Consider the following 13,337-nt stretch of genomic DNA (forward strand, 5'->3'; position numbering starts at 1 on the left):
TCTCCGGCAGACATCGTGCAGTTGCCGGCCAGCGGCCGGCACTACCAGGGTGCGGGCCGGATAAGCGCCCCCACAAACAGAAAGGCCGTGGTCTGCACCACGGCCTCTCCTTCATTCGATGAACATCATTCTTACTTGGTGATGTCCACGTTCTTCGTCTCGCGCAGGAACAGGCCACCAATCACCACCGACATCAGCGCGATGATGATCGGGTACCACAACCCGTAGTACAGGTTGCCGGTACCGGCCACCAGCGCGAACGAGATCGCCGGCAGGAAGCCACCGAACCAGCCGTTGCCGATGTGGTACGGCAGCGACATCGAGGTGTAGCGGATGCGGGTCGGGAACAGTTCGACCAGGTAGGCAGCGATCGGGCCGTAGACCATGGTCACGTACAGCACCAGCAGCCACAGCATCAGGATCGTGCCTGCGTAGTTGATGCGCGAACCATCGGCCTTGGCGGGATAGCCGGCACCGGTCAGCGCAGTCTTCAGCTCAGCACCGAATGCATCGGCCTTGGCCTTGCCTTCTTCCTTGGTCAGGCCAGCGGCCTCGTACGAGGTGACGCTGGCGCTGCCCACGTTGACCATCGCCAGCGAACCGGCAGCGGCCGGCTGCACGTCATACGGCACACCGGCCTTGGTCAGCGCGGCGGTGGCGACGTCGCAGGAGCTGGTGAACTTGCGCAGGCCCACCGGATCGAACTGGAAGGAGCAGGTGGTCGGGTCGGCCACGACCAGCGCCGGCGAACTGCTGCGGGCTTCTTCGATGGCCGGGTTGGCGAAGTGGGTAAGGCCCTTGAAGATCGGGATGTAGGTGATTGCGGCCAACAGGCAGCCGGCCAGGATGATCTTCTTGCGGCCGATACGGTCGGACAGCCAGCCGAAGAAGATGAAGAACGGCACGCCCAGCGCCAGCGCGGCGGCGATCAGCAGGTAGGAGGTGGTGGCGTCGACCTTCAGCATGCTGCTGAGGAAGAACAGCGCGTAGAACTGGCCGCCATACCAGACCACCGCCTGGCCCGCTGCGGCGCCGAGCAGCACCAGCAGCATCAGCTTCAGGTTGCCGCCCTTCAGGCTGTCACGGAACGGCGTCTTCGAACCCTTGCCCTCCGACTTCATCTGCTGGAACAGCGGCGACTCGCTCAGCTGCAGGCGGATCCACACCGACACGCCCAGCAGCACGATCGAGACCAGGAACGGAATGCGCCAGCCCCAGGCTTCGAACGCTTCGTTGCCGAGGAAGTAGCGGCAGGCCAGGATGATCAGCAGCGACATGAACAGGCCGAGGGTGGCCGTGCACTGGATGAAGCTGGTGTACAGGCCACGCTTGTCGTCCGGCGCGTGTTCGGCCACGTAGGTCGCCGCACCACCGTACTCGCCGCCCATGGCCAGGCCCTGGGCCAGGCGCAGGATGATCAGGATCACCGGCGCGGCGAAGCCGATAGAGGCGTAGTTGGGCAGCACACCGACCAGGAAGGTCGAGATGCCCATGATCAGGATGGTGACCAGGAAGGTGTACTTGCGGCCGATGCGATCGCCGAGGCTGCCGAAGAAGGCCGCACCGAACGGGCGCACGAAGAAGCCGGCCGCGAAGGCCAGCAGGGCGAAGATCATGCCCGTGGTTTCATTGACGCCACTGAAGAACTGCTTGGCGATGATCGCGGCAAGCGAGCCATACAGGAAGAAGTCGTACCACTCGAAAACGGTGCCCAGGCTGGACGCGAAGATGACCTTCTTGTGTCCCTGGGTTAGTTGGGCTTTCGCCGGTGCAGGTGTTGTGGACATGGGAAGCTTTCCCTCTGTAGGTGCCGACCTCGGTCGGCACGCAGTCTAGGTAGGTGCCGACCGTTGGTCGGCACTCGATCTCTGTAGGTGCCGACCTTGGTCGGCACTCCTTTAGAAGCTGTACTTCGTAGTGAACTGCAGACGGGTGATATCGCCCTTGTTGCCGTTCTCGATCTCGCGCTTGCCGTACATCAGCTCGGCACCGACATCGACCTTGGGCAGCGGCGAGTAGAAGATGTTGCCGCGGATGCTCTGCACGCTCTTGGTCACCAGCGGGCCGAGGATGCTGTCGTTGTCGTAGTCGCTGCGCGCGTAGATCAGGTTGGTGCGCAGCTTCGGCGAGAACGCATGGCGCCAACCGACATAGCCGGCGATCACACCGGTCGGGTTGAGCTCGTCACGGGCCACGTCATAGGCCGAATCCGCAGTAATGCCCAGGCCGATGTAACGGGCGATGCCCTCGCCACCGGTGAACTGGTAGTGCAGCGAATCGCTGTCACCCATCACCCACTTGCCGCCCAGGGTCAGGCCACCGGCCACCTTGTCGGCCTTTGCGCCGGTGGCCTGGTTGTCGACCTTCAGCTGACGGACGATGCCGCCGACACCGAACGTGCCCCAGTCACCCTTCCAGCCATAACGCAGGGTCAGGTCCGGCAGGCTGCCGCGATCGGAATTGGCGCTGGCATTGGTCCAGGCGCCGGTGACCGGATTGCGCGTACCGGTGAGGGTGGTCGTTTCCGGATTCTCCAGCGCGACGCTGAAGCCGCCCTGGGTGTAGCGCACCTGCGCTTGGCGCACGAAGATCACGCCATCGGTGGGACCGACGAAGTCGACCGCTTCCGGCAACGACGCCGCATCCATGAAGTTCGACCAGGTCTGGCCGGCCATCCAGTTGTTCCAGTACATGTACGCATGGCGCAGGGTCACGCCATAGGTGTTGGTGGCGGTCTGGTTGCCCAGCGAGTTGCCGAAGAAATCCATCTCGAAGAACGCGCCGGCCTTGTTGCCCGACTCGCTGACGTTGTCGATGCCCAGGTTGAAACGCGAGAACTTGGCGTGGGCGTTGTAGTCCACGTCCGAGCGCTTGCCGCTGCCGCCGGCGCCTTCCACCGGGGTCTGCCCGGGCAGGTAGAGCGAGCGGCCGGTGGCGTCGTCGGCCAGTTGGCCATCGCTGGTCTGGGTGGCCAGGAAATCGGCCTTGATGAAACCGCCGATCTTGACCGTGGTGCCCGGCGCCGCGCCGGGGGTGATGGTGGTGACCTGGATCGGCTGCTTGCCCGCAGGCACCGCCGGCTTCTGTTCGGCCTGCAGCGTGCGGACGTCGGTGACCGCCTGCTGGGTCTGCACGATCTGGGTCTGTTGCTGCTGCTGCGACGCCAGCAGCGCCTGCACCTGCCGCTCCAGTTCGGCGACGCGTGACTCCAGTGCTTTCTCTTTGGCGGTCTCGGCGAACGCCATGCCCGGTGCGACCAGGGCGACCAACAGGCAGGCCGCCAAAGGTGTGCGCACGGCTTTCAACGTACGGTGGCTCATGTTGCCCTCTCTCCCAAGTGGCAAGGTGATGCCGCGCGTGGGGCACGGTCGAGCCGAGACTGCGGGGCGTTTGCACGCACCGGCTATTGGCCATTGGTCGAACCCGGGCCTGCAGGGGCCCGACTTTCGACCAAGGTCTAACCGAAGTGGTGACGCGACCGGGGGTGGATGGGGCAAACTGAGGGGGAACGGCTGCTGCAATGCTGCGGCTGCACACACAAAGTCAACGTGCAAGTGAGGGTGCCATGGCTGATCTCTACCCTGTCGATCCGCAGTTCGCCGCCAAGGCGCGTATCGACAAGAACACCTATGAACAGCAGTACCAGGCCTCGGTGTCCGATCCGGATGCGTTCTGGGGCAAGGCTGCCGAGCGGCTGGACTGGTCGCGCAAGCCGACGAAGATCAAGAACGTCAGCTACGACCTGTCCGACTTCCACATCAAGTGGTTCGAAGATGGCGAGCTCAACGCCAGCGTGAACTGCCTGGACCGCCAGCTGGAAAAGCGCGGCGACAAGACGGCCCTGCTGTTCGAGCCGGACAGCCCGGACGCGCCGGCCCAGCACGTGACCTATCGCGAGCTGTACGAGCGCACCTGCCGTCTCGGCAACGCGCTGCGCAACCTGGGCGTCAAGAAGGGCGACCGGGTCACCATCTACCTGCCGATGATCGTCGACGCTGCCGTGGCCATGCTGGCCTGCGCGCGCATCGGTGCGATCCACTCGGTGGTGTTCGGTGGCTTCGCCCCGAATTCGATCGCCGACCGTGTCAGCGACTGCCAGAGCAAGCTGATCATCACCGCCGACGAAGGCCTGCGCGGTGGCCGGAAGATTCCGCTGAAGGCCAATGTCGATGCGGCGCTGAAGCTGCCCGGCACCAATACCGTGGAAACCGTGCTGGTGGTGCGCCACACCGGCGGTGCGGTGGACATGCAGGCCCCGCGCGACCGCTGGTTCCATGATGTGGTCGACAGCCAGCCGGCCAGCTGCGAGCCGGAACCCATGAACGCCGAGGATCCGCTGTTCATCCTCTACACCTCCGGTTCCACCGGCAAGCCGAAGGGCGTGCTGCACACCACCGCCGGCTACCTGCTGTACGCGGCGTACACCCATGAAGCGGTGTTCGACCTGCGCGAGGACGACATCTACTGGTGCACCGCCGACGTCGGCTGGGTCACCGGCCACAGCTACATCGTGTACGGCCCGCTGGCCAACGGCGCGACCTCGCTGATGTTCGAAGGCGTGCCGAACTACCCGGACACCTCGCGCTTCTGGAACGTGATCGACAAGCACAAGGTGTCGATCTTCTACACCGCCCCCACCGCCATCCGTGCGCTGATGCGCGAAGGCGAGGAGCCGGTGAAGAAGACCTCGCGCGCTTCGCTGCGCCTGCTTGGCAGCGTCGGCGAACCGATCAATCCGGAAGCCTGGCGCTGGTACTACGAAGTGGTCGGCGACAGCCGTTGCCCCATCGTCGATACCTGGTGGCAGACCGAGACCGGCGGCATCCTGATCTCGCCGCTGGCCGGTGCGATGGATCTGAAACCAGGTTCGGCCACCCTGCCCTTCTTCGGCGTGCAGCCGGCCCTGGTCAATGCCGATGGCGAGATCAAGGACGGCCCGACCGAAGGCAACCTGATCATCCGTGACTCCTGGCCGGGCCAGATGCGCACGGTGTACGGCGACCACCAGCGCTTCATCGACACCTACTTCCGCACCTACCCGGGCAGCTACTTCACCGGTGACGGCTGCCGCCGCGACGAAGACGGCTACTACTGGATCACTGGCCGCGTGGACGATGTGATCAACGTGTCCGGCCACCGCATCGGCACCGCCGAAGTGGAAAGCGCGCTGGTCTCACACCCGAAGGTGGCCGAAGCCGCCGTGGTCGGCTTCCCGCACGACGTGAAGGGCCAGGGTATCTATGCCTACGTCACCCTGGTGGCCGAAGAAGCGCCCAGCGACGAGCTGCAGAAGGAGCTGGTCGCCTGGGTGCGCAAGGAGATCGGGCCGATCGCCACGCCCGATCACCTGCAGTGGGCGCCGGGCCTGCCGAAGACCCGTTCGGGCAAGATCATGCGCCGCATCCTGCGCAAGATCGCCGAGAACGCACCGGACCAGCTCGGCGACACCTCGACCCTGGCCGATCCCTCGGTGGTGGCGTCGCTGGTGGACGAGCGCAAGGTGCGTTGATGTGCTACCCGGGGTCGGATCCCTTTCCACAAGGAAAGGGCTCTGACCCCATCTGCTTTCCCCCCACGGTTCCCCCCGACCATGACCACCCTCCTGATTGCCGATGACCATCCGTTGTTCCGCGAAGCCCTGCGGGGTGCCGTGCAGCGGGTCATTCCGGGCGTTCAACTGTTCGAGGCCGACAGCGTGGAGGCGCTGTATGCGCTGGCCGACCAGCACAACGACGCCGACCTGGTCCTGATGGATCTCAACATGCCCGGCGCACAGGGCTTCAACGCACTGGTACACATGCGCTCGCTGCATCCGCACCTGCCGGTGGTGGTGGTGTCCGCACGCGAAGAAGCCACGGTGATGCGGCGTGCACTCGACCATGGCGCGCTGGGCTTCATTCCGAAATCCGCCGACTCGGACACGATCGGCCATGCACTCGGCACCATCCTCGATGGCGAGACCTGGGCGCCGCCGGAAGCACACAACGTGCCGCCGACCGGCAGCGAAGAACGCGAAGTCGGCCAGCGTCTGCGCGAGCTGACCCCGCAGCAGTTCCGTGTGCTGCAGATGCTCGGCGCCGGCCGCTTGAACAAGCAGATCGCCTACGACCTCAATGTCTCCGAAGCGACGATCAAGGCGCACGTGACCGCGATCCTGCGCAAGCTGGGCGTGACCAACCGCACCCAAGCGGTGCTGATGGCCGGCAAGCTGGCGATCGACGACGACGCCATCGTGCTGCCGCCGGAAGAAGACTGAGGTTTCGTGCCGGCCGCTGGCCGGCAATCGCCTGTACCTGTATCACCGCTGCGCTCGCCGGGCATGGCCCGGCGCTACCGGAAACTGCTCTGGTGGATGCCACGCTTGCTTGGCACGCTCTCGCCGTTGCGTGTGCCGGCCAGCGGCCGGCACTACCCGCTACGCTCGCCGGGCATGGCCCGGCGCTACCGTATCGCCCGTAGTATAGCCATCGCTATACAAACCAGCCGTACCTGCGCGTTTCGCGGGAAATGCGCCACGCGCGGATCGCGGTGCTAAGCTTCGCGTCCCCTTGGGGAGTAGCCGGATTCCTACGCAGGAATCGTCCACGTCAACATACTCGGCCAGTGCGCCGTGGCGTGGACAACCATGATGGTTGGCGAGACCAGCGGCCCGCGCGCGCAACGTCAGGTTGGGCGCGAGCGCGAGCCGTGCGTCCGTCCTTGCCCGACCTTCTGCTGCCGCCCATGTCTCCTGTTTCGATCCTGCTGATCGGCTTTGCCATGTCCACCGATGCCTTCGCTGCCGCAATCGGCAAGGGTGCCGCCATGCGCAGGCCGGTGTTCCGTGATGCGCTGCGCGCCGGCATCATCTTCGGCGTCATCGAGGCGATCACGCCCATCATCGGCTGGCTGCTCGGTCGTGCCGCCCTGCAGTACGTCGAAGCCTTCGACCACTGGATCGCCTTCGGCCTGCTCGGCGCACTGGGCATCCACATGATCTACAACGGCCTGCGCCCTGACAGCGGCGAGGACGATGAGGATCCGTCGCAGCATCACGGCTTCTGGAAGCTGGCACTGACCGGCTTCGCCACCAGCATCGACGCGATGGCGGTGGGCATCGGCCTGGCCTTCATGGACGTGCATATCGGCGTGATGGCGGCGGTCATCGGCCTGTGCACGCTGACCATGGTCACCGCCGGCATCATGCTTGGCCGCGCACTCGGCAGCATGGTCGGCAAGCGCGCCGAAATCATCGGTGGCGTGATCCTGGTGATCATCGGTGCGACGATCCTGTACGAACATCTGCACGGCGTGGCGTAACCTGCCGGCGATTGCGAGGTTGCCGGCCAGCGGCCGGCACTACCGGGCGTCGCGCAACGCGCCCAGGAACGCGCGCAGCGAGGCTGGCTTGATCGGCTTGGTCAACAGGCGATAGCCGCGCTCGCGTGCCATCCGCTTCAGTTCATCGCGGCCATCGGCGGTAAGCAGCGCGCCGGGCAATGGATAGCCCGCCGCTTCGCGCAGTGCCACCAGTGCATCCAGGCCATCCATGCGATCGTGCAGGTGGTAGTCCACCAGCATCACCTGCGGACGCTCGGCGATCTTCTGCAACGCCTGGTCCACCGTCGATGCGGTGATCACCTGCACCTGCCAGCGCCCCAGCAGCGCGCGCATGCCATCAAGGATCTCCTCGTCGTTGTCCACGCACAGCACGCGCAGGCCGGCCAGCGAATCGCTGCGGATCGGCGGTGCGGCCTGCGCCACGGTGAGCGCTTCGGTATATCCCTGCAACGGCGCCACCCGCGGCAGGATGATCGAGAACATCGATCCACTGCCAACCCGGCTGCGGGCATTCAAGCGATGGTCAAGCAGGCGCGAGATGCGCTGGCAGATCGACAGGCCCAGCCCCAGGCCCTGCTCGCCCCAGTCGAACGGCTGCTGGTAGCGGTGGAACTCATCGAAGATCTGTCGCATGTGGTGTTCGGGAATGCCGGGGCCGGTATCCCACACCTGCAGCTCCACTTCGTCGCCGCGCTGGCGCACGGCCAGCACGATGCGCCCCTGCCGCGTGTAGCGCAGCGCATTGGCCAGGAAGTTCTGCAGCACGCGGCGCAGCAGGCGGCGATCACTGCGCACCCAGGTGGTACGCGCGAACAGATCCAGCCGCAGCCCACGCCCGGCCGCAACCGGCGTGTACTGCGCGGCCAGCTCGCGCATCAACGCACTGACATCGAATTCGCCGATCACCGGATGCAGGCCACCAGCATCCAGCCGCGACACGTCCAGCAGCCCATCCAGCAGCTCTTCGGCCGCACGCAGCGACGCATCCACGCGTTCGGCCAGGTGCCGCTGCTCATCACTGACATGGTCGCTGTCGCGCAGCGCCGAAGCGAACAGTCGCGCCGCATTCAACGGCTGCAGCACGTCATGGCTGATCGCCGCCAGGAAGCGGGTCTTCGATTGCTGTGCGACTTCCGCAACATGCGAGCGCTCGGCCACGCGCTGTTCCAGTGTTTCGTTGGCTTCCAGCAGCGCCCGTTCGGCGTGCTTGTAGTCGGTGATGTCGTTGTAGCTGGTGACGTAGCCGCCGCCGGGCAGTGCCTGGCCACGCATTTCGATCACCTTGCCATCGCTGCGGGTGCGCTCGAACACGTGCGGCGAACCGGCGCGCATATAGCCGATGCGGCGGTTGATCTGCACTTCGATGTCGCCCTCGCCCAGCTCGCCACGCTCGGCGTTGTAGCGGATCAGATCCGCCACCGGGCGGCCCACGTAGAGCATGCCGTCGGGGTAGCCGAACATGTCCTGGTAGCGCCGGTTCCACGCGGTCAGGCGCATGTCCGGGTCGACCACGCTGACGCCGGCGCTGATGTTTTCCAGGGTGGTCGACAGGATCTCGCGGTTGAAGCGCAGTTCCTGCCCGGCTTCGTCCAGCACCGCCACCACTTCGCCCAGGTCCATGCCGGAGCCACGCAGCAGGCTGGTCAGCAGCAGGCGCGCGGACGCCGCACCGATCGATGCGGCCAGCAGGCGCTCGGTGAACTGCACCCACGGCCGGTCCGCCGGTGCCGAGGACTGCAGCTCGCGCCCCAGCGACTGCGCCTGTTCGAAGAACGAGCGCCGCGCATGGCGCTCGCCGACCACGCGCGAGGCCAGTGCCAGCAGGTCGCCCACGTGCACGTGGCCCGGCCAACCACCGGCCACTGAAGGCCGCTCGGCATAGGGATCGAGGAAGGGCGCAGCGCGCAGGCGCTCATCCACGCCCGGACGCCAACGCGCCGATACCAGCATCATCGTTGCCGCGTTGACCAGCAGCGACCAGAACGTGCCATGGGTCAGCGGGTCCCAGCCGGTCATGCCGAACAGCTGTTGCGGCCGCAGCCAATCGATGCCGAACGGACCATGCTGCACCCAGCCTGCATCCATCCAGCCGGCCATGGTCATCGCCGGCAGCAGCAGGGTGTACAGCCAGGTGGCGAAGCCGAGCAGCATGCCGGTCTCGACGCCACGACGGCTGGCGCCGCGCCAGTACAGGCCACCGATCAGGCCCGGCGCGAACTGCGCCACCGCGGCGAACGCCATCAGTCCGTACGAGGCCAGCGTGCTGTCGTTGCTGCTGCTGCGGTAGTAGCTGTAGGCCATCAGTGCCAGCAGCAGGATCGCCAGCCGGCGGATCCACAGCACCCGCGAGGCGACATCGGCCGCTTCCTGGTGGTCGCCACTGCGACGCAGCAGCACCGGCATCACCAGATCGTTGCTGACCATCGTCGCCAACGCGATCGAGGACACGATGACCATGCCGGTGGCGGCAGAGAACCCGCCGATATAGGCGATCAGTGCCAGCGCGTTGCGGCCCTCGGCCAGCGGCAACGCCAGCACCATCGAGTCATCGGCCACGCCGCTTCCGGTACCGAACAGGCTGATGCCGGCCGTGGCGATCGGCAGCACCATCGCCGAGATCAGCACCAGGTAGCCGCCGAACATCCAGCGCGCGCGGCGCACGTCGCGCACATCGCCGCACTCCACCACCGCCACATGGAACTGGCGCGGCAGGCAGATGATGGCCAGGAAGCTGAGCAGCGTCTGTGAGATGAACCCCACCGGCGGAAGCCCGGTGAACAGCGTATGCACCGACTCCACCACCGCCTCGTTGCGGTCGCTGAGCCAGACATAGGCGAACACGCCCACCGCCACCATCGCCACCAGCTTGATCACCGACTCCAGCGCGATGGCCAGCATCATGCCGTGGTGGTGTTCGGTGGCGTCCACCTGGCGGGTACCGAACAGGGTGGCGAACAGCGCCATCAGCAACGCCACGTACAGGGCCGGATCGCTGAAGAACCCGGTCGGGCCGGTGTTGCCGGTCAGTACCTGCAGGCTCATCGCCACCGCTTTGTACTGCAGGGCGAGGTAGGGAATGATGCCGATCAGGGCGATGATCGCCACCAGCGCCGCCAGCCGCCGCGAGCGGCCGAAGCGCGAGGAAATGAAATCAGCGATGGAGACCACGTTCTGGCTGCGCGCGATCAGCGCCAGGCGCTCGATGATGCGCCAGCCGAACAGCAGCAGCAGCAACGGACCGATGTAGATCGGCAGGTAGCCCACGCCATTGCGCACGGCGGTACCGACTGCGCCGTAGAAGGTCCACGACGAGCAGTACACCGCCAGCGCCAGGCTGTAGACGACCGGCCGCAGCCACGGCCGGTCCGGGTACATCGGCCGACGGTCGCCCCACCACGCCACGCCGAACAGCAGCGCAGCGTAGGCAACCGAGACCAGCAGCAGGATCCAGCTGGAGACCAAGCGCGTGTTTCCGTCGGAGGAGGGGCCAGTAGATCACGACCGTTGATCGTGATGGTAGGTCACGACGGGGGGCGCAAAGGTGGGTCACGACCGTTGGTCGTGGCAGGGGCGTCCGTGCCCACCAACGGTGGGCACCCACCAGAGGGAAAGGTGGGCGCCTACCGGGAAACGGTGGGGACCTACCAGGAAACGGTGGGGACCTACCGGAAGACGATGGGCGCCTGCCGGGAGATCGTGGGCGCCTACCGGGAACCGGCGTTATCCGCCGGAACGCCCATTTCCTTCAGCAGTTCAGGTGCCGGGTAGACCTTGGCCAGCAGCCAGCGCAGGTAGCGCATGTCCACGTGCACGGCGCGCTTGTAGCGGGGGTCGAACCACCAGCTGGCACTGACCGACTCCCAGTTGCTGTCGAAGTTCAGGCCGATCAGTTCGCCCTTGGCGTTGAGCACCGGCGAGCCGGAGTTGCCGCCGGTGGTGTCCAGGTTGGTCAGGAAGTTGACCGTCTGGGTCTTCAGCGCGGGGTCGGCGGTGCTGCCGAAGTCACCCTTGGCAATCGCGGCCAGCAGCGGCTTGGGGGCATCGAACGGATAGGCGTTGGTGTTCTTTTCGACGATGCCGGCCACGGTGGTCACCGGCGAATAGGTCACGCCATCACGCGGGTGCAGCGCTTCCACCTTGCCGTAGCTGATGCGCAGGGTGCGGTTGGCATCCGGGTACACCGCACGGCCCTGCTTGGCACGCCAGGCGAACAAAGCCTGCATGTAGGCCGGGCGCAGGCGCAGCTGTTCGCCTTCGCGGGTCTTGCTCTCGTTTTCGATGCGCAGCTGCGCGGCCACCAGCGGGCCGGCCACGGCAATCAGCGGATCGACGGCCAGCGCCTTGCCTTCGCGGGCAGCGGCGAAGCGGGACAGGCGCTGCGCTTCGTCACCCAGCTGGGTGCCGGCATACAGCGTGTCCAGCGCCTGCGCCAGCTGTGCCGGGGTACGGCCGAAGGCCGTGTCGAACTCGGCCACGCGCTGCGCATCCGGCAACTGCTGGTAGCGGGTCAACAGGGTGGTCAGCAGCGCCTTCTCGACCTCGGGTGCATAGCGGCGCTGCACCTGCTTCAGCACGCCCTCGATCATCGCCTGGTCGCGCTGCTGGTAGCCGGTCTCGCGCTGCGCGTCCGGCTTGGCCGATTCAATGCGCAGGCGTTCCAGCAGCAGCGCCGAGCGCAGCAGCTGGCTCTGGCCGGCCATCTGCTCCAGCAGCAGGTCGCGCTCGCCCACCGCCGCGCCCTGCGACAGGTTGGCCAGCAGCGCCTTGATGTCGCCCTGGTACTTGCGGTCGGTGGCGGCCAGCATCGCCTGCTCGTCGGCCGCACGCTGGGCCTTGGCATCGCTGCGCAGCAGCCCTTCCAGCTCACCGGCAGCACGCTTGCGGTTGTTCTTCAGCGACTGCAGCTGCGAGGCATAACGGGTACGTGCCTGCGCATCCTTGGCACTGGCCGCTTCGATGGTGTCGATCATCTGCTGGAATACCGACACCCGGCGCGGCAGCACGGTATCGATCTGGCCAGCGAATTCGGCGGCGGTGCGATGGCGGTAGGTGATGCCCGGGTAACCGGCCAGCATCGCGTAGTCGCCCTCCTTCGGACCTTCCACCGACATCTGCAGGTGCGCCGGTGCCTGGTAGGGCACGTTGTCCTTGCTGTAGGCGGCCGGCTTGCCGTCCTTGCCCACGTAGGCACGCAGCAGGGTGAAGTCGCCGGTGTGGCGCGGCCACATGAAGTTGTCGATCTCATCGCCGTAGTTGCCGATCGCGCGCGGCGGCGCATAGACCAGGCGCACATCGCTCAGCTCAAGCTGGGCGATGCGGTAGAAGTCGGTGCCGTAATACATGTTGGCCACCGAGCAGCGCACGCTGCCGTCCTTCTCGCACTCGGCCACGATCTGCTTGCTGGCTGCATCCACCGCGTCGAAGTACGCGCGGCCGGTCTTGCCCTTGGCCTGTGCCAGCACCTGGTCGGTCACCTTGTCGAAGCCGACGGTCACCAGCACGCGGAAGTCCGGATTGGCCGGACGCTCGTCGGCGCGACCCTTGGCGATGAAGCCATCGTTGATGAAGTTGTGCTCGGGCGAGCTGTTGTACTGGATCACGCCCATCGCCACGTGGTGGTTGGTCAGCAGCAGGCCATCGGCCGACACGAACGAGCCGGTGCCACCGCCGGCACGCACGACCGCACTCAGCGGCGGCGCGGTCACGTTGGCCAGATCGGCCGGGTTGCCCTTGAAGCCGGCCGCCTGCAGCGGCTTGGCCAGTTCCGGCAGCTGGGTCGGCATCCACATGCCCTCGTCGGCATGGGCGCCAGCGGCGAGGGTCAGGCCCAGGGCCAGGGCGGTGGGGAGGGCTTTGCGTGGCGACATGAGGCAATCCGGTACGACAGAACAGCCCGGGACCATAGCCGCTGGGGCCGGATGGGGCAACGGCCGATGGTTGGGGGCACCGATGCTGGCTAGAATCAGGCACGGATACCAGGGAAGGACCGATGATCGCAGGAATCGATCTGGGCACCA

General features: G+C 66.2%; 7 protein-coding genes and 1 riboswitch. Of the genes, 3 read left to right on the top strand and 4 right to left on the bottom strand.

The genetic code is table 11. From position 1 onward, the window contains the following. Positions 1-131 precede the first annotated feature (131 nt). Positions 132-1,787 carry an MFS transporter gene (locus J2X70_RS01200; protein ID WP_025878778.1) on the bottom strand — a complete coding sequence of 552 codons (1,656 nt, stop codon included), beginning with the start codon at positions 1,785-1,787 and terminating at the stop codon, positions 132-134. Between the two features lie 111 nt (positions 1,788-1,898). Continuing rightward, a complete protein-coding gene (locus J2X70_RS01205; protein WP_025878777.1) occupies positions 1,899-3,320 on the bottom strand; it encodes a DcaP family trimeric outer membrane transporter in 1,422 nt (473 codons plus the stop codon). Positions 3,321-3,565: 245 nt separating this feature from the next. Between J2X70_RS01205 and acs the strand changes: the two genes are divergently transcribed. From acs to J2X70_RS01220, 3 genes are all read left to right on the top strand, one after another. Then, entirely contained in the window at positions 3,566-5,509 is a 1,944-nt protein-coding gene (gene acs / locus J2X70_RS01210) for an acetate--CoA ligase (protein WP_025878776.1), read from the top strand. Positions 5,510-5,590: 81 nt separating this feature from the next. Then, positions 5,591-6,256 carry a response regulator transcription factor gene (locus tag J2X70_RS01215; protein ID WP_006477308.1) on the top strand — a complete coding sequence of 222 codons (666 nt, stop codon included), beginning with the start codon at positions 5,591-5,593 and terminating at the stop codon, positions 6,254-6,256. A 288-nt stretch (positions 6,257-6,544) separates the two neighbouring features. Beyond that, positions 6,545-6,712, top strand: a riboswitch (yybP-ykoY riboswitch). 11 nt (positions 6,713-6,723) lie between these two features. Further along, positions 6,724-7,299 (top strand): manganese efflux pump MntP family protein, encoded by a 576-nt coding sequence (locus J2X70_RS01220; RefSeq protein WP_032976929.1) that lies wholly within the window; start codon positions 6,724-6,726, stop codon positions 7,297-7,299. Positions 7,300-7,338: 39 nt separating this feature from the next. Here the strand turns inward: J2X70_RS01220 and J2X70_RS01225 are convergent, their stop codons facing one another. Together J2X70_RS01225 and J2X70_RS01230 are read right to left on the bottom strand one after the other, a co-directional pair. Further along, complete coding sequence (locus J2X70_RS01225) at positions 7,339-10,782, bottom strand: PAS domain-containing hybrid sensor histidine kinase/response regulator (RefSeq protein WP_309908475.1); 3,444 nt, start codon at positions 10,780-10,782, stop codon at positions 7,339-7,341. A 242-nt stretch (positions 10,783-11,024) separates the two neighbouring features. Then, positions 11,025-13,187, bottom strand: a complete 2,163-nt coding sequence (locus J2X70_RS01230; RefSeq protein ID WP_309908477.1) for a S46 family peptidase — start codon at positions 13,185-13,187, stop codon at positions 11,025-11,027. Positions 13,188-13,337 lie beyond the last annotated feature (150 nt).

Origin of the sequence: Stenotrophomonas sp. 1337, assembly GCF_031455455.1 — a bacterium.
Lineage (GTDB): Bacteria > Pseudomonadota > Gammaproteobacteria > Xanthomonadales > Xanthomonadaceae > Stenotrophomonas > Stenotrophomonas indicatrix.